Source organism: Ruminiclostridium cellobioparum subsp. termitidis CT1112 (assembly GCF_000350485.1).
Lineage (GTDB): Bacteria > Bacillota > Clostridia > Acetivibrionales > DSM-1351 > Ruminiclostridium > Ruminiclostridium termitidis.
In genome coordinates this window covers 1-17,938 of sequence record NZ_AORV01000042.1, presented here as the reverse complement: position 1 = coordinate 17,938, position 17,938 = coordinate 1, and the positions used below count along the sequence as shown (strand labels likewise).

Genomic DNA, 17,938 nt, shown 5'->3' with positions numbered 1-17,938 from the left:
ATGCCATGAACAATTATAATGACGATTATAATGAAGAACTTTTCAAAAATCCTCCTGCAAAGTTCAGAGGAGCACCATTTTGGGCATGGAATACAAAGCTTGAAAAGGATGAGCTTTTGAGGCAAATTGATATTTTTAAGGCAATGGGGATAGGAGGCTTCCATATACATTGCCGCTCAGGGCTGGAAACGGAATATCTGGGTGAGGAATATATGGAGCTTGTGGGAGCATGTAACGAAAAGGCCAAAAAAGAGGAAATGCTGTGCTATCTCTACGATGAAGACCGCTGGCCTTCGGGTTCGGGCGGCGGCCTGGTCACAAAAGACAGAAAGCACCGGGCAAGATATCTGAGTTTTGGTCCGGCGGATGTTAATGAGAATGACAGCATTCCAACGAATTCGGAGGATATCGCCGGCAGGCAGGAAGGTGATGGCAAATCCGTCATTGCCAGATTTGCGGTCACTCTGAAAGACGGGTTTCTGCAGGAATATAAACGGCTGCAGGCTTCTGAAACCGCACCCGGCGGGACGGCGGTATGGGAGGCAACCCTGGTTATAGCCGAAGATAATCCCTGGTTCAACAACCAGGCCTATGTTAATACTCTGGATAAAAAAGCCATTGAAAGATTTATAGAGGTGACCCACGAAAAATACTATGAGAAGTTCGGTGACGATTTTGGTACGGCAATTCCCTCAATTTTCACTGATGAGCCTCAATTTACACATAAACAGACGCTGAAATTTTCCACTGACAGAACTAATATTGCATTGCCGTTTACCGATGATTTTGAGGAAACATACAAGTCGGTATATGGTGAAAGTATTATTGATCATTTGCCGGAACTGGTCTGGGAATTGCCCGATGATAAGATTTCTGCTGCAAGATATAATTATCACGATCATGTTGCCGAAAGATTTTCTTCAGCTTTTGCCGACACCGTCGGAAATTGGTGTAAAGCCCATAATATAAAGCTTACAGGGCATATGATGGAGGAGCCGACTTTACAGTCGCAAACAGCCGCTCTCGGAGAAGCCATGCGGTCATACCGCTCGTTTGATATGCCCGGTATTGATATGCTTTGCGACTGGAGGGAATATACAACGGCAAAGCAGGCCCAATCAGCCGCGCACCAGTACGGCAGAACCGGTGTTTTAAGTGAACTGTACGGAGTTACAAACTGGGATTTTGATTTCAGGAACCACAAGCTGCAGGGTGATTGGCAGGCGGCTCTCGGTGTGACACTGCGGGTTCACCATCTGACGTGGGTATCGATGAATGGGGAAGCAAAACGCGATTACCCTGCCAGTATCGGCTATCAATCCCCATGGTATAAGGAATACAGTTATATTGAAGACCACTTTGCAAGGCTGAATTCGGCACTGACCAGGGGTAAGGCAGAGGTCAGGGTTGGAGTGATTCATCCTGTCGAATCATACTGGCTGTACTATGGGCCCAACGATAAAACCGCAGGAAGAAAAAAAGAGCTGGATGATAATTTTTATGCGATCACAAACTGGCTTTTGTTTGGTCTGGTGGATTTTGATTTCATTGCGGAATCACTTCTGCCGTCACAAGCACCAAAGGCATATGACGGGAAATTGGCAGTGGGTGAAATGGAATATGAAACCATAATAGTTCCCAACTGTATAACTCTGCGCAGTACAACCCTGCAGCAGCTTAAAGCCTTCAAAAAAGCGGGAGGCAGGCTTGTCTTCACCGGAGAAACGCCAACTCTGCTGGATGCCGGGCCTTCACAGGAGGTTCAGGCTTTTGTAAAGGAATGCGAATGTATCCAATTCAATTATAATAAAATCCACAGTGCAATTTCCGGCAGCAGAGACGTCGATATCATCAATACGAACGGCCAAAGACCGGACAGATATATTTACCAGCTTCGAAAAGACGGCAAATACAGGTGGCTCTTTATATGTAATGCCAAACCTGCGGAAAATCCCGATATACCCCGGGAGGACAAATTGAAAATAATTGTGAGTGGAGTCTGGAAACCAACGCTTTACGATACATTAACAGGAAAAATCCACCCTTTTGCCGCAGAATATGACAACGGAAAAACTGTAATTTCCCGTTCCTTTTATGACCATGACAGCCTTCTGCTGCTGCTTGAGGAAGGACGGGCACGGGAGCCGGAAAAATCATATGAATGTAATGTGCAAAGGATTACAGAGCTTTCACAGCCGGTTTCCTTCAGCCTTTCGGAGCCTAATTCACTGGTTCTGGATTGTGCTGAGTATTCATTTGACGGTAAGGAATGGAATTCCAGGGACGAGGTTTTGAGGATAGATAACAGGTTCAGAGAACTGCTTGGCTATCCCCTGCGTATGGAAGCCTGGGCCCAGCCCTGGTCGGTTGAAAGGCAGGAAGAGAAAAAGCATATCCTGGGGCTGAGATACAGTTTTGAATCGGAGATTGAAATCAGGGACTGCTATCTGGCACTTGAAAACATTTCAGGAACAGAGATTATTGTCAACGGTGAAAGTGTCAAAAAAGAAACCGAGGGTTATTTTGTTGATAAATGCATTCAAAAAGTGAAGCTCCCTGCAATAAAAAAGGGCACAAATCGAATAATACTATACATAGACTTCTATTCAAGGACCAATGTGGAATGGTGCTATTTGCTGGGCTCATTTGGAGTCAGTATCGCCGGAAGTGCCGCAAAGCTGATAGATATGCCGCAAACCATCAATTTTGGTGATTATGGCAGTCAGGGCTTCCCATTCTACACCGGTAATATAAAGTACCATAATGTAATAAATGTAGATAGCGGTAATTATAAACTGGATTTCTCATCATACCGCTCAACGGTCATGAAGGTCTTTGTGGATGGAAAGGAGCGGGGGATAGTTGCCTTTGCTCCGTATACCATTGATTTGGGGGAGTTGGACAAGGGAAAACACAGCATTGATATTTTATGCTGCGGCAACCGATATAATGCTTTCGGGGCCCTGCACAATTCAGACTCTTCTGAAAAGTGGCACGGTCCCAACAGCTGGCGTACGGAGGGGAAGAAATGGTCCTATGAATATCAGCTGAGAAAAATGGGAGTATTGGTCACACCAAGGTTGATAAAGTATTAAAATAATAAAATATTAAACTATTAATATGTTAAGAGTTTTGAGCCATGTATATAAGCACGGGAAACGATGTTATATGCATGGCTTTTTTGTAATTAATAAAAATTTATAAAAAAAGGTGATATTTTACAAATCATGTGATATAATTCAAGTAATGTCTACAGACTGTATTAAAATTAATTTATTGAGAAATTTCATTTTTTCAATAAATCCAATAAAACCAATCTTAATTAATTCCCAAAATAAATTCCTAAAAAATCTTTAGTATTTTTATAATGCTTTTAAGGCTTGGTATAGTAAGAATGTTATATAATGTCATATTGAATTCAAGTATATCCATTTCAGGCCAATATCCATGCAAGTCTGAATTCTGACCAATCTATCGTTTCTTTATAATTCTTTCAGGCAACAACATCCAATTGAAAAAATAAGTACATAACGAATACATACAGAAAGGAAATTTTTATGGTTTCAAAAATCAACAGTTGCGCACTTACAGGAATTGACGGCTGCATAGTGGAAGTTGAAACTGACATCAGCAACGGAATTCCCAGCTTTGATATTGTGGGCCTGGGGGATACTGCTGTCAGGGAATCCCGGGAAAGGGTCAGAGCTGCCGTCAAAAACAGCGGTATTGATTTTCCTGTCAGGCGCATAACAATCAATCTTGCCCCTGCCAATCTACGCAAGGAGGGCTCGTTTTATGACGTGGCAGTGGCAATGGGCATTCTGGCTGCGTCGGAAATAATTCCGTCAACAGAGCTGGGCTCCTATATGTTTCTGGGAGAATTATCACTTGACGGCCGGATTAAGGCTGTACAGGGCATATTATCCATGGCTTGCTGTGCGAGATCCAACGGGATAAAAAATGTATTCGTGCCTGACGCAAATGCTGACGAGGCAGCCGTATTAAAGGATATAAACATAATTCCCGTAAAAAGTCTTATAGAAGTTGTCAGGCACCTCAACGGACAGGAAGTCATTCCGGCCTATACAGTAGATATCAACAACATATTTTCACAGAGTATTTCCGACTCTATGGATTTCAGCGATGTGAAAGGGCAGGCAAGTGTTAAGCGTGCGATGGAGATTGCGGCCTGCGGGGCACATAACCTCCTGATGGCGGGCACTCCCGGCAGCGGAAAAACCATGCTGGCCAAAAGACTTCCCACCATCCTGCCCCGGATGACTTTCGACGAGGCTCTGGAATTGACCAAAATATACAGTGTATCAGGCCTTCTTCCCCACAAATCCTCACTCATTTCGGCCAGACCCTTCAGAAATCCCCACCACACAATTTCAGACATTTCATTGGTAGGAGGCGGGAAACCAATAAAGCCTGGTGAAATAAGCCTGGCTCACTACGGTGTTCTCTTCCTGGATGAATTTCCCGAGTTCGGCCCGGAGGCTGCCGAAGTCCTCAGGCAGCCTCTGGAGGACGGAGAAATATGTATTTCCAGAGCAAACAACAGTATTACCTATCCTGCCAGAACAATGCTGGTTTGCGCGGCAAACCCCTGCAAATGCGGTTTCTATTTAGATCCCTCCAGGAAGTGCAGCTGTACTCCCAAAATGCTTCAGCGGTATCTTGGAAGGTTCAGCCGTCCTATAATGGACAGGATCGATATACATACGGAAGTACGGCCTGTAAAGTACGATGACCTGGAAAAGGCCGGTGAGGAGGAAACTTCGGCTGTGATCAGGGAACGGGTCAATAAGGCGAGAAGTGTACAGCTGGAGAGGTACCGGGGTCTTGGCATCTTTTCAAACTCCGAATTATCCCCTGCCCTTATAAGAAAATACTGTGAGCTTGACCGGGTGACCTCAAAATTGCTGAGGAGGGCGTTCGAAAAGCTGGGCCTGAGTGCCAGGGCACATGACAGAATCCTGAAGGTTGCACGGACTATAGCCGACATGGAAGGAGCTGATGCAATAAAATCCTGGCATGTTGCAGAGGCAATACAGTACAGGAGCTTTGACAGGCTGGTTTCGAAATATTAATACAAAAAACAATAGAGGAGAGTGCAATGAGAGACATTGATTATTGGATATGGTTCTCATCCTTGTCGGGCTTGGGCCCTGTCAAAGCCCGACAGCTGCTGGAGGCTTACAGGGAGCCCAAAATAATTTTTTACCTTACAGAGCAGGAACTTAGAGCATATAAACAGCTTTCACCGAAAAATATAGAAGAGATTCTGAATAAGGAAAAAAGGGATAGGGTAAATTCAGTAAACGATTTAATGCTTAAAAATGATATTAAAATAGCTACCATCTTCGACAGCAATTACCCCGAAAAGCTGAAACATATTTATGATCCTCCTGTCGCCCTGTATTACCGGGGAAAGCTCAGGCTGTCTGAATTTTCAATAGCAGTGGTCGGATCGAGAAGGACAACAAATTACGGCGCTTCAGCAGCCAAAAAGCTATCCTATGAGCTTTCTATGAGAGGTGTCCAGATAGTCAGCGGTCTGGCAAGAGGAATCGACAGCATTGCCCATGAGGGCTGTCTGGACGCAGGCGGGAGGACAGCGGCAGTCTTGGGCTGCGGACTTGACTACATCTACCCGCCCGAGAATTTCCGGCTCTATGAAAACATATTAAATTCGGGCGGACTTATACTCTCCGAGTACCCTCCAGGGACTCCTCCGCTCCAACACAACTTCCCGGCCAGGAACAGAATAATCAGCGGAATATCCTCCGGCGTTCTCATAGTGGAAGCCGCCGGCAGAAGCGGCTCACTGATAACCGCCGGCTTTGCGCTGGAGCAGGGAAGGGAAGTATTCGCCGTTCCGGGAAATATTGACTGCTCCTACAGCAAGGGTACAAACCGGCTGATACGGGAGGGTGCAAAAATAGTACTGGGAGTAGAGGATATACTGGAGGAATTTGACTATAGGGAGGATGTAAAAATAAATGAACCTTCAGGGCAAACTCCCGGAACAGGCATAAATACCGGACTGAAGGCCTATATGGGTTTGAGTACAGAAGAAATACGCGTTGTAAAAATAATTCAAAAAGGTATCCGCCATATTGATGAAATAATTGAAAGGAGCAATATTTCCGTAAAGGAGATAAACAATATTCTTTTTATGCTTGAAATGAAGGGTGTCATCACCCAGCAGCCTGGGAAAATTTTTGAAATGTACCTCTAGCGGCCTGCAACATCTAAAAGGCACATATTGCCGACGTTAAATTCCCGCAGAATTTCGTTGCCGCCCTTGCCAATACGTACAGTATTGCTTTCGTCCTCTGACTTATGCTGCAAAAATTTTCCTCGCCGGCAATATACGTTTTAGATGTTACAGAACACGGGGCATATATAAATATCAGCCCGATGTCATAATTTTATTTAATATGTGCATAATTTGATTAAGTGATGAAAGAATAATTCCAGAATTAAGTATGTAGTATAAAAATTATAAAAATATTCATAAATAATTACAGAATTTACTATTTTATCAGTACAAAACCTCAATGTAAGGTTGACAGATTTAAAAAAGCAGTTTAAATTAGTATTTGTCTGATAAAAATTGTAATATCAAAAAGCACATGAATTAACACGGAGGAATAAAATGGCTGATAACCTGGTTATTGTGGAGTCTCCCGGAAAAGTTAAATCGATTGGCAAGTTTTTGGGAAAAGGCTATAAGGTGGAAGCATCGGTTGGTCATGTAAGGGATTTGCCTAAAAGTCAAATTGGAGTAGATATAGAAAACAACTTTGAGCCCAAATACATCACCATAAGAGGCAAGGGTGATGTTATATCCAAGCTTAAGAAGGAAGCAAAGTCTGCAAAAAAAGTTTATCTGGCTACTGACCCTGACCGTGAGGGTGAGGCGATTTCCTGGCATTTGGCTAATCTTTTGAATATAGATAACGGTCAGAAATGCAGGGTGTCCTTTAATGAGATAACTCAGAATGCTGTTAAAAGTGCAATAAAGCAGCCCAGAAAAATTGATATGGATCTTGTTGATGCACAGCAGGCCCGAAGAGTTCTTGACAGAATTGTCGGGTATAAGATAAGCCCCTTGCTTTGGAAAAAGGTAAAGAAGGGTTTGAGTGCCGGTAGGGTTCAATCTGTTGCAACAAAAATGATTTGCGACAGAGAGGAAGAAATTGATAATTTTGTTTCCCAGGAGTATTGGACCATTATATCCAAGCTTGCCAAACCCAAAGTAAGTCCGAACTTCGAAGCAAAGTTTTACGGTACTGAAAATGAAAGACTTGAGCTCAGCAATGAGGAACAGGTCAATTCAATTTTAAAGGAAATAGAAAAAAGCCAATACATTGTTAAAAAAGTAAAGGAACAGGAAAAAAAGCGCGCGGCAGCGGCTCCGTTCATAACAAGCACAATGCAGCAGGAAGCCTCCAGAAAGCTTGGTTTCACAACCAAGAGGACAATGATGGTGGCCCAGCAGCTGTACGAAGGTGTTGATATTAAAGGACATGGTTCGGTCGGTTTAATAACCTATATGAGAACCGACTCCACCAGAATATCTGCCGAGGCCCAAAGTGAAGCCAGGGAATATATCAGTAAGAAATACGGGCAGGCTTATATTCCTCAGACTCCCAAGATATATAAGAACAAGTCGGCTTCACAGGATGCCCACGAAGCTATCCGTCCTACCTATATAGATATGGCACCCGATGACATAAAGGAATCGCTGAGCGCTGAACAATACAAGCTGTATAAGCTGATCTGGAGCAGATTTATAGCAAGCCAGATGTCCTCTGCGGTTTATGACACCGTAAGTGCCGATATATCGGCAGGCAGGTACATCTTTAAGGCAAACGGCTCCAAAGTTAAATTCCCGGGCTTTATGGTACTTTATATTGAAGGCAGGGATACCGAAGGCAGCAGTGACGAAGAGCGCGACGAGGAGGAGAACAACAATCTGCCTGAATTGGTGCAGGGAGATGTTCTGGAGCTTAAGAAAAATACTCCCAAGCAACATTTTACACAGCCGCCTGCCAGATATACCGAGGCAACCCTGGTAAGATCACTTGAAGAAAGAGGCATAGGCAGACCGAGTACTTACGCTCCCACTATAACTACTATTCTGTCCAGAGGTTATGTGATAAAGGAAAAGAAATTCCTGCTGCCCACAGAGCTTGGAAAAATAGTGAACGATATAATGAAAAAGCATTTTGTGGATATTGTAGATGCGGAATTTACAGCCCAGATGGAAAATGAACTGGATGCTGTGGAAGACGGAGAAAAGCCCTGGAAGGACGTAATGAAGGATTTCTATTCCTCATTTGCAGGAGTGCTGAAACAGGCTGAGGAATCCATTGGTGACGTTGAAGTACCTGAAGAAATTTCAGATGTAATATGTGATAAATGCGGCAGAAACATGGTTGTTAAGCATGGCAGATTCGGAAAATTCCTGGCCTGTCCCGGATTCCCGGAGTGCCGGAACACAAAGGCTATTGTTGAAGAAGCCGGAGTATTGTGTCCTCTCTGTCATGGGAAAGTATTATACAAAAAGACAAAAAAGGGCAGAAAGTACATCGGCTGCGAAAGGAATCCCGAATGCTCGTTTATGAGCTGGGATATGCCAAGCAACGAAACCTGCAGTATATGTGGCAGTTTTATGCTGAAAAAGTCTTCGGGCAGGAAGAACGAACTTAAATGCAGCAATGAAAAATGCCCAAGCAACAGTGAAGATACTGCAAAAAAGACCAAATAGCTTCAGTCCAAAAGGATAACTAAATGATATAATAAAACCGGAAGTGCATAAAAGCCTTTCGGTTTCTTTAGTGTATGGGAATATTAAATTTTTAATAAAGGTTTTAACATAAGGCTAATTTATTTATAACATGTATATTTTATAATATTGATAGTACATTATTTGAATAAGTAATGTATCATACGGAGGGTATATGAACAAAACAGTTAATGTGATAGGAGCGGGTCTGGCAGGTTGTGAGGCTGCTTATCAGCTGGCAAAGCGGGGGATACCTGTTAAGCTCTATGAAATGAAGCCCCAAAAATATTCTCCTGCCCACCATTCCCCGAATTTTGCGGAATTGGTATGCAGCAACTCGCTCCGGTCGGATCAGCTTGAAAATGCGGTTGGCCTGTTAAAGGAAGAATTAAGAACCATGGACTCGTTAATATTGAAGGCGGCCGATGCTACAAGAGTACCTGCAGGCGGAGCTCTTGCCGTGGACCGTGAGGGCTTTGCAGAATATATTACAAAAGCAATAAGGGAAATGGACAATATCGAGATCATTTTCGGGGAGCAGACAGGTATCCCGGATGATAACATCACCATAATTGCGACGGGGCCGCTGACCTCCGAGGGAATGTTCAATTCCATACGGGAAATGCTGGGAGAGGATTACCTGCACTTTTTTGATGCCGCTGCACCGATTGTTTCATATGATTCAATAAATATGGACAGGGCTTTTAAAGCTGCAAGGTATGGACGTGGATCAGAGGACTATATAAACTGTCCCATGAACCGGGAAGAGTATGAAAACTTCTACAACGCTTTAGTGAGTGCCGAGCTTGCCGATATAAAGGAATTTGAAAAAAACGTGGTATTCGAAGGCTGCATGCCCATAGAAAGTATGGCCCAAAGGGGACCTGATACCATGCGCTTCGGCCCGCTGAAGCCGGTTGGGCTCATGGATACCAGGACAAACATAAGGCCGTATGCTGTTGTTCAATTGAGACAGGATAACAAAATCGGAACTCTATATAATATTGTAGGTTTTCAAACCCATTTAAAATGGCCCGAACAAAAAAGAGTATTCAGTCTTATTCCGGGCCTTGAGAAGGCAGAATTCGTCAGATATGGCGTTATGCACAGAAATACTTATATAAATTCACCAAAGCTTCTTGATAATACCTATAATCTGAAAAAGAACAATTCCGTATATTTTGCAGGACAGATAACAGGAGTGGAGGGATATATTGAATCCACATCCTCGGGTTTTTTGGCAGGAATAAATGCGGCTGCCCGGATATTGGACAAGGAGAGGGTGGAATTTCCATCCAATACGGCAATCGGTGCGTTAAGTAATTATATATCCGATCCGAGCATTAAAAACTTCCAGCCAATGAATGTAAATTTTGGTTTATTTAGTAATATAAGCTCGGATATCCGCGATAAAAGGAAAAGAAATGCAGAAAATGCTGTCAAATCACTGAGTATTTTATCCCATATATATGCAAATGTTAAAAATTGGGTTGAGTAATTAGTCCTATATTAAGTCACATTCTATCTATATTTATTGTCTTTTTAAAATTAATATGCTAGAATTTATCTAATAATATTCGATTATGTAATATTTTTGTGGGGGTGCTTTTGAGTTGATACAAAATTTATACGGTAAAAGTAGTGTTTTGGAAAAATCGCTGAATGCAGCTTGGGCCAGAAATGATGTTATATCGCAAAATTTGGCGAATGTTGACACTCCTGAATATAAACGTAAGGATATTGCTTTTGAAGAATTTCTTAACGATTCAATGGGAAAGACTAGTCTGGAAGGCAATCTTACCGATAAAAGACATATTCCGATAAACAGCGGCAATGTTGAAAAAATTGAGCCGGCGCTGGTTGAGGATAATTCCGATTCCAGTATGAGGATTGATGGAAACAATGTTGATATAGACAGTGAGATGGCTAATCTGGCTAAAAATCAGATTAAATACAATGCCCTTATTCAAATGATCAATGGCAGTTACAGCAGGATAAAGAGTGTTATTTCAGAAGGGAGAAGTTAAAAATGGGTTTTTTTACTTCGCTTGATATCGGTGCTTCGGGCCTGACAGCCCAGAGACTCAGAATGGACACAATATCTCAAAATATTGCAAACATCAATACTACCAGAACAAAGGATGGTTCACCCTATAGAAGAAGAGAAGTCATATTTGAGGAGCGTACAGGAGAAGATTCCTTTTCCTCAATACTCTCCAATGCCAGCAGCAATCTGACCGACGGACAGGGCGTACGTGTCAGCAAGATAATTGAAGACCCTACCGATTTTAAAAAGGTGTATGATCCCGGTCATCCCGATGCAGATAAAGATGGTTATGTAAGCATGCCGAATGTTGATATAGTCACAGAAATGGTAAATATGATTTCAGCTACACGTTCCTATGAAGCTAATGTTACTTCAATAAATGCAACTAAATCCATGGCACTGAAAGCTCTGGAAATTGGTAAATAATTCGGAGGATACATATGTCAGTTAACAGTATTTCGGAAGTTAAGCAATTAATCCCTGATAGCGTAGGGCTGAGCAATATAAATGAGGAGAGTAAAGCTCCCGGTATAAGCTTTGGTGAATATCTGAACTCCGCCCTTATGAAAGTAACCGATCTGGAGAACAATTCAGACCAGTTAAAAGAGGACTTTGCTCTCGGCAAAACGGATAATATTCCCGAAGTGCTCCTTGCCGGTGAAAAGGCCAGTGTTGCATTGCAGTTTACAATGCAGATCAGGAATAAAATACTTGATGCTTATTCAGAAATAATGAGAATGCAAATTTAGTTTACTTAATACGTTTATTCAATATGTTATTGGGCATCAGAGCCAGTACAAAAGACAAAATAACTATAAATCGAGGTGGTAGATTTGCCAGAATTTTTATCTCGAATATTAAAGCCGATTCAGGAATTTTGGAAAGGCTTAGATAAGTCACAAAAAATCAGAATCTATATCACATCAGGAATAGTCGTTGTTGCGGTTGGATTAGGACTGTTCTTACTTACAAGACCGTCTTATACAACTGTCATAAATAATGCCGAACCTGCTGATGTCGCGGAAATGCAAAAAATTCTGACTGAAAAAGGTATATCATACAAGCTGACAGATGATAAATCCGGAATAATAGTTAATATGAAAGATAGTGATACAGCTCACTTTGAATTGGTTTCAGCCGGATACCCCAAAAATGGTCTTACTTTTGCCGATGCCTTGAGCAGTATAAAAATCAACACTACTGAAAGTGACAAAAAGCATATATGGCAGCAGCTTGATGAATCCGATATTGCCAGACAGTTAAAGCTTTTTCAAAATGTTAAAGACGCAAGTGTTACAATCACAAAACCTGAAAAAACGCTTTTTATTGATGATACAGACACTAAAAACGTCAAAGCCTCTGTAGTAATTACGAAAATTGGTGACATAACACCTAAACAGGCAGAAAGTATGGTGAAGGTGGTTGCCAGCAGTGTAGAAGGCCTTGATATTGAAAATGTCACTATTGTGGATCAGGATGGAAATCCTCTCAGTATAGAGCAGGATGAAACCGGCATGCAGAAAACATCAACACAGTATGACATGAAAAAGAAAGTAAAAAGCGATCTTGAAAAAAATCTTAGAGAAGTATTGAATGATCAGTTTGACAGTTTTGATGCAGCCAAGGTTGTAGTAAATCCTGTTCTGGATTTCGATACATTATCCCAATCTTCAAAAGAAATTTCAAATCCTGATGGAATGGAAACCGGTGCTATAGTCAGCAGGAAAGAGGTAAAGGAAGATCTGAAGAACGGTGATTCCACCGATACTGCTGCAGGAGTTAATTCAAATCCCGGCACGACCCCTTCATATCCTATGGGTTCTTCTGATTCAAAATCATACAAAAAATCCGATACAACTGAAAACTGGGCATATAATGAGACTTCAAAGCAAATTGAGAAATCTCTGGGAGAGGTTATTCCGGAGAGGACAACTGCTGCTATTACGTTATTGTATGGAAGTCGCGTTCCCGATGATTCAAAGTTGACTGATGATTTGATCACCCAGGTAAAGGATCTGGCAAGTAAAGCGACTGGAATTCCGGTGGAAAATCTGGCAGTTACAAAGCTTAAGGTTGCAGCGCCTGTTCAGGAAACACCTACTATGGCAGAAACCATACAGGTTTTACTTTCTACATATGGATTACCGGCACTCCTGATACTGATGCTGATAGCGCTTGTAATTGTAGCCTTGCCAAGGAAAGCAAAGAAGCAGGAACTCGAACCTTTACTTGCAGGTGCAGAAGAAATAGTAATTCCGTCAAAGTATAATGTGGAAGTTAAGCAGGAGCCTATTCCTGAGATTGATATAGAAGAAAGATCGGAAGTTAAGAAGCAGCTTGAGAAATTTGTCAAGCAAAAACCTGATGCGGTTGCTCAATTACTCCGCAATTGGTTAACTGATGATTATGAATAATTGAGTCTATTATTTGTGGGGTGGAAAACTTGACGAGAAATAGCACCAAGACAGAATATACCGGCAAGGAAAAAGCGGCCATGCTGCTGATTTCGTTAGGACCTGAAAAGTCTGCCGAGATATTTAAACACTTAAAGGAAGACGAAATAGAGCAGCTTACACTGGAAATAGCCAATATACGTGCGGTAACTCCTGATGAAAAAGAAAGGATTCTGGATGAATTCTACCAGATATGCCTTGCTCAGGAGTATATTGCCGAAGGTGGTATCGGCTACGCAAAGGATATACTTGAAAAGGCGTTGGGTACTCAGAAAGCTGTTGATATTATAAATAAACTCACTGTTTCCTTACAGGTCCGGCCTTTTGATTTTGTAAGAAAAACCGACCCATCCCAGCTTTTAAACTTTATTCAGGGTGAGCACCCGCAGACAATTGCGCTGATATTGGCATATTTAAAGCCGCACCAGGCATCCGTTGTCCTTTCGGCCTTACCGCAGGACAAGCAGGCCGATGTTGCCAGAAGAGTCGCAACAATGGACAGAACCTCACCTGATGTAATAAAGGAAGTGGAACGAATACTTGAAAAGAAGCTGTCTTCACTTGTAACCGAAGATTATACAGCTGCCGGCGGTGTTCAATCCATAGTCGACATATTGAACTCTGTTGACAGGGGTACTGAAAAGTTTATTATGGAAACTCTTGAAATTGAAGATACAGATCTGGCCGAAGAAATTAAAAGACGTATGTTTGTATTCGAAGATATACTCACCTTGGATGGCAGATCAATTCAGAGATTTCTCAGAGAAGTTGACAACAATCAGCTTGCAGTTGCTCTCAAGGGTGCCACCGACGATGTGCAGAAGCTTATATTTGCAAATATGTCCAAGCGCTTGAGTGAAATGATAAGGGAAGACCTTGAATTTATGGGACCTGTTAGACTTAAGGATGTTGAAGAAGCGCAGCAGAAGATTGTCAATATCATCCGTAAGTTAGAGGATGCAGGTGAGATAGTTATTTCCAGAGGCGGAGGAGATGAAATAATTGTCTAATAACAAGATATTTAAAAATAATCAGGTTAATTTGGGAATCCCATTTTTAGTAAAATCACCTGTAACCTATCAGCCTCCGGTTTTACGGGTAAATAATCCCGGCAGGGAGATCGGTCCGGCACGGCAGGAAGAGCTTCCGAAAGTGGATTACCAGGCTATGGGAGAAGAAATCTTAAATAAAGCAAAAATCGAAGCAGATTACATAATAAAGGAAGCACTTCTGGAGGCTAAGGATATTATATCAAAAGCTTCGGTTGAAGTGCAGGAATTAAGGGATAAGGCATTACAGGAGGCCGGAGAAGAAGGTTATAATGCCGGCATTGCCCAGGCTCAGGAAGAGTATGAGGGCTTGCTCCGGGAGGCAAGGGAAATAAAAGAGCAGGCAGGAATGGAATACAGACAGGTATTGGATTCGTTGGAGTCAGATGCGGTCAATACAATCATTGATATTGCCAGAAAAGTCATAAGCAAAGAACTTCAATGTAAGGAAAATATCCTGCTGCTGGTGAAGGAGGCCTTTGAAAAGTGTTCAAAGGATCATAAGGCCATGCTTAAGTTATCCGAGCAGGACTTTGATTATGTCGATGAAAATAAGGAGCAGCTTGCCAACATGCTTCAGAGATCTGAAGAAATTGAGATAAAAAAAGATCTGTCCTTAAAGGAAGGCGGCTGTGTCATAGAAACACCTTTTGGAAGCATAGATGCCGGCGCCGATACAAAATTTGAGAAAATTGTTGATGATTTTGAAGAGCTGCTGGAAGAAAAAATCGGTTAAGGTACGCATATGTGTACCTTGAACTATTTACTAAACTTTTGTCCGGGAGGTCACGATTATAGTGATAGACCTTAAAAAGTACCGAGATGCGTTAGAGACTAAAGATTATATTGACTATATAGGTAAAGTATCAAAGGTTGTAGGTCTTACTATAGAGGCTGATGGTCCCCAGGCCAGTATCGGCGATTTATGCCATATACACGTGTCGAAGGGCGGACCGCTTAAGGCGGAAGTAGTAGGGTTTAAGGAGGAAAAGGTACTTCTCATGCCACTGGGGGACATGACGGGAATAAGCCCCGGATGTACAGTTACCGCAAATGGTGACATCCTGAAGGTAGCAGTTGGAGAAGAACTTATAGGCAGAGTTCTGGACGGGCTTGGCAGACCTATGGATGATAAGGGCCCTGTGAACACCAAAAATTTTTACAGGACCGACAATAAGCCTCCGAATCCCATGACAAGGAAGAGAATAACCGAACCTTTGCCTTTAGGGGTCAGAGCGATAGATGGACTCCTTACAATCGGCAAGGGTCAGAGAGTGGGGATTTTCGCAGGCAGCGGCGTCGGTAAAAGTACTCTGATGGGTATGATAGCACGTAATACCAAAGCCGATATCAATGTAATCGCACTTATAGGGGAACGAGGAAGAGAAGTCCGGGAATTTATAGAAAGAGATCTGACTGAAGAAGGTTTGGCAAGATCTGTAGTAGTGGTTGCAACCTCCGATCAGCCTGCACTCATAAGACTGAAAGGCGCAATGGTTGCCACGGCCATAGCCGAATATTTCAGGGACAGGGGAAAGGATGTACTGCTCCTGATGGATTCCCTGACCAGATATGCAATGGCCCAGAGGGAAGTCGGGCTTTCCATAGGAGAACCTCCTGTGTCGCGTGGGTATACTCCATCGGTATTTTCAGTTTTCCCCAAACTGCTGGAGAGAGCGGGAACTGATGAGAAGGGTTCCATTACCGGCCTGTATACCGTTCTGGTTGACGGTGATGATATGACAGAGCCGGTTACAGATACAGCAAGGGGAATATTGGACGGTCACATTGTGCTGTCGAGAGCCCTTGCCAATAAAAATCACTATCCTTCAATAGATGTGCTGGCCAGCGTCAGCAGGGTAATGGGTGATATTATCGATAAAGAGCATAAAAAAAGTGCTTCGGATATAAAAAAGACCATGGCCATCCACAAGGATGCGGAAGATCTCATAAACATCGGAGCCTATGTAAAAGGCAGCAATGACAAGATTGACTATGCCATAGAATGTATTGATGATATAACTGCTTTTTTGCAGCAGGAAACAGATCACAAGGTGTCCTTTGATGAAGTACATGAAAATATATTGAATCTGCTTAAGTGATCACAAACAATATCTGCTGTATATTAAAGCTTGGAATTTAGAAGAGCGGAATTGCCGGGAGGTGTGGGAGTGCAGAAATTTGGTTTCAGACTTGAATCAGTGCTTAAACTCAGAACTCAAATTGAAGACAATGCAAAAAACAACCTTGCCCGGGCCGCAAGAGAACTGGAGTACCAGAGGGAATGCCTGAATGAACTGGAGGATATTAAAGAAGCATCAATGACTAGTCTTTCTTCGGCAGTTGATCAGGGGATTCCCGTATACCAGGTGAAGAATTATAACGGTTTCTTTGCTTTGATGAAAAATAAGATTGTATCACAGAAAGAAAATGTAAATAATGCACAAAATGATGTCGATATAAATAGAGGAGCTCTCATCAAGGCAATGCAGGAACGCAAAATCATAGAGAAACTGAAAGAAAAAAAATATGAGGAATATTTAAAAGAAGAAAATAAATCAGAACAGCTTTTAATAGATGAATTAAACAGCTATAAATTCAAAGACGGTTCAGGAGAGAAAAATGCCCGATAAAAAAAATGCCGAAATACCGGAAGTTGAAGAAAGTTCAAAAAAATTAAATAAAAAGCCGGTTACTGATAAGGAAGGTCCTCAGAAGAACAGTATTCTGTTTTATGTTTTATCCATTGTGGCAGCTTTATTACTTGTTTTTTTGATTGTGGGAGGCGCATTCTTTTTTGCCATTAAGAACAATGTTAACGGGATTGCCGACAATATGAGAGATACCATACAAAAGATACCGGTAATGAATTTGGCGCTTCCGGACAAGCCGGAACCTGAAGACGAAAAAAATATGACTGAAGAGCAGGTAAGACAGAAATATACCCAGGTAAGAGCTGATAAATCAGCACTTGAAAAGCAGGTGGATGAACTGAATGGCCAGGTTGAAAAACTGAGCAGCCAGCTATCCGCAAAGGACACCGATTCATCACTTCTGCAGCAGCAGAGACAGACAGCTGAAGCAGCCCAGCAGAAACAGGCCGCCGAGTATGAAGCATTAAAGAAAGACTACGATGAGATGTCGGCCGTTATAGCTAAAGGAGATCCGAAAGCATATAAGGATTACTTTGACAAGATTGATCCCAAGGTAGCTGCCGATTTATATGAAAAGGTGCTCAAGGATCAGAAAATGAACGATGAAGTGAAGAAATATGTATCTATTTATGAAAATATGGATGCATCGGCTGTAGCTGGAGTTATGGAACAGATGGGAACAGGAAAGATGTCTTTGATAATTGAGATAATGAAAAATCTCAAAAAGGAGACAACAGCCGAAATTTTGACTGAAATGACTCCGGATTTTGCTGCAAAGGTGACCGAAGAGTTGGCAAAGGTCTATAATGTGGGAACTTCCAGCCAGCAGAAATAACGCTTACAAGGTTAATAGAGGGTAAGGCGGCAGCCTGCTCCTATTATATAGAAGAAAAATGCATTGAAAGGAGGTGAAAAAATGATTTCATATAATAACG

Annotated in this window: 14 protein-coding genes; all 14 read left to right on the top strand. The window is 42.2% G+C overall.

What is annotated here, in order from left to right; translation table 11 throughout:
- Positions 1–5 precede the first annotated feature (5 nt).
- Positions 6–3,095: a glycosyl hydrolase family 2 protein gene (locus CTER_RS15365; RefSeq protein ID WP_004626863.1), complete on the top strand. Its 3,090-nt coding sequence runs from the start codon at positions 6–8 to the stop codon at positions 3,093–3,095.
- A 462-nt stretch (positions 3,096–3,557) separates the two neighbouring features.
- Entirely contained in the window at positions 3,558–5,093 is a 1,536-nt protein-coding gene (locus tag CTER_RS15360) for a YifB family Mg chelatase-like AAA ATPase (protein WP_004626966.1), read from the top strand.
- 26 nt (positions 5,094–5,119) lie between these two features.
- The gene (dprA, locus tag CTER_RS15355) at positions 5,120–6,244 is read left to right on the top strand and encodes a DNA-processing protein DprA (protein ID WP_004626877.1); all 1,125 of its coding nucleotides are present in this window, start codon (positions 5,120–5,122) and stop codon (positions 6,242–6,244) included.
- Positions 6,245–6,664: 420 nt separating this feature from the next.
- The gene (topA, locus tag CTER_RS15350) at positions 6,665–8,782 is read left to right on the top strand and encodes a type I DNA topoisomerase (RefSeq protein WP_004627000.1); all 2,118 of its coding nucleotides are present in this window, start codon (positions 6,665–6,667) and stop codon (positions 8,780–8,782) included.
- Between the two features lie 193 nt (positions 8,783–8,975).
- Positions 8,976–10,298, top strand: coding sequence for a methylenetetrahydrofolate--tRNA-(uracil(54)-C(5))-methyltransferase (FADH(2)-oxidizing) TrmFO (gene trmFO, locus CTER_RS15345; RefSeq protein ID WP_004627010.1), 1,323 nt, complete (start codon positions 8,976–8,978; stop codon positions 10,296–10,298).
- 115 nt (positions 10,299–10,413) lie between these two features.
- Complete coding sequence (gene flgB / locus CTER_RS15340; RefSeq protein ID WP_004626917.1) at positions 10,414–10,827, top strand: flagellar basal body rod protein FlgB; 414 nt, start codon at positions 10,414–10,416, stop codon at positions 10,825–10,827.
- Positions 10,828–10,829: 2 nt separating this feature from the next.
- Positions 10,830–11,273: a flagellar basal body rod protein FlgC gene (flgC, locus tag CTER_RS15335; protein WP_004626921.1), complete on the top strand. Its 444-nt coding sequence runs from the start codon at positions 10,830–10,832 to the stop codon at positions 11,271–11,273.
- 14 nt (positions 11,274–11,287) lie between these two features.
- On the top strand, positions 11,288–11,596 hold the full coding sequence (fliE, locus tag CTER_RS15330; RefSeq protein WP_004626862.1) for a flagellar hook-basal body complex protein FliE: 309 nt from the start codon (positions 11,288–11,290) through the stop codon (positions 11,594–11,596).
- Between the two features lie 84 nt (positions 11,597–11,680).
- Positions 11,681–13,261 carry a flagellar basal-body MS-ring/collar protein FliF gene (gene fliF / locus CTER_RS15325; RefSeq protein WP_004626905.1) on the top strand — a complete coding sequence of 527 codons (1,581 nt, stop codon included), beginning with the start codon at positions 11,681–11,683 and terminating at the stop codon, positions 13,259–13,261.
- A 29-nt stretch (positions 13,262–13,290) separates the two neighbouring features.
- The gene (fliG, locus tag CTER_RS15320) at positions 13,291–14,310 is read left to right on the top strand and encodes a flagellar motor switch protein FliG (RefSeq protein WP_004626989.1); all 1,020 of its coding nucleotides are present in this window, start codon (positions 13,291–13,293) and stop codon (positions 14,308–14,310) included.
- A complete protein-coding gene (locus CTER_RS15315; protein WP_004626985.1) occupies positions 14,303–15,085 on the top strand; it encodes a FliH/SctL family protein in 783 nt (260 codons plus the stop codon). Before fliG ends, CTER_RS15315 begins: the two co-directional genes overlap by 8 nt.
- A 61-nt stretch (positions 15,086–15,146) precedes the next feature.
- Complete coding sequence (gene fliI, locus CTER_RS15310) at positions 15,147–16,451, top strand: flagellar protein export ATPase FliI (protein WP_004626999.1); 1,305 nt, start codon at positions 15,147–15,149, stop codon at positions 16,449–16,451.
- Between the two features lie 69 nt (positions 16,452–16,520).
- Positions 16,521–16,982 (top strand): flagellar export protein FliJ, encoded by a 462-nt coding sequence (gene fliJ / locus CTER_RS15305; protein ID WP_004626987.1) that lies wholly within the window; start codon positions 16,521–16,523, stop codon positions 16,980–16,982.
- Positions 16,972–17,838 carry a MotE family protein gene (locus CTER_RS15300; RefSeq protein WP_004626983.1) on the top strand — a complete coding sequence of 289 codons (867 nt, stop codon included), beginning with the start codon at positions 16,972–16,974 and terminating at the stop codon, positions 17,836–17,838. The genes fliJ and CTER_RS15300 overlap by 11 nt, the downstream gene beginning before the upstream one ends.
- The last annotated feature ends 100 nt before the right edge of the window (positions 17,839–17,938 follow it).

Bases quoted from the DNA above. Each gene is read 5' to 3' on its own strand.
- trmFO (WP_004627010.1), top strand. From the start codon at position 8,976: ATGAACAAAACAGTTAATGTGATAGGAGCGGGTCTGGCAGGTTGTGAG.
- CTER_RS15360 (WP_004626966.1), top strand. From the start codon at position 3,558: ATGGTTTCAAAAATCAACAGTTGCGCACTTACAGGAATTGACGGCTGC.
- CTER_RS15300 (WP_004626983.1), top strand. From the start codon at position 16,972: ATGCCCGATAAAAAAAATGCCGAAATACCGGAAGTTGAAGAAAGTTCA.
- CTER_RS15365 (WP_004626863.1), top strand. From the start codon at position 6: ATGAACAATTATAATGACGATTATAATGAAGAACTTTTCAAAAATCCT.
- fliE (WP_004626862.1), top strand. From the start codon at position 11,288: ATGTCAGTTAACAGTATTTCGGAAGTTAAGCAATTAATCCCTGATAGC.
- flgC (WP_004626921.1), top strand. From the start codon at position 10,830: ATGGGTTTTTTTACTTCGCTTGATATCGGTGCTTCGGGCCTGACAGCC.
- dprA (WP_004626877.1), top strand. From the start codon at position 5,120: ATGAGAGACATTGATTATTGGATATGGTTCTCATCCTTGTCGGGCTTG.
- topA (WP_004627000.1), top strand. From the start codon at position 6,665: ATGGCTGATAACCTGGTTATTGTGGAGTCTCCCGGAAAAGTTAAATCG.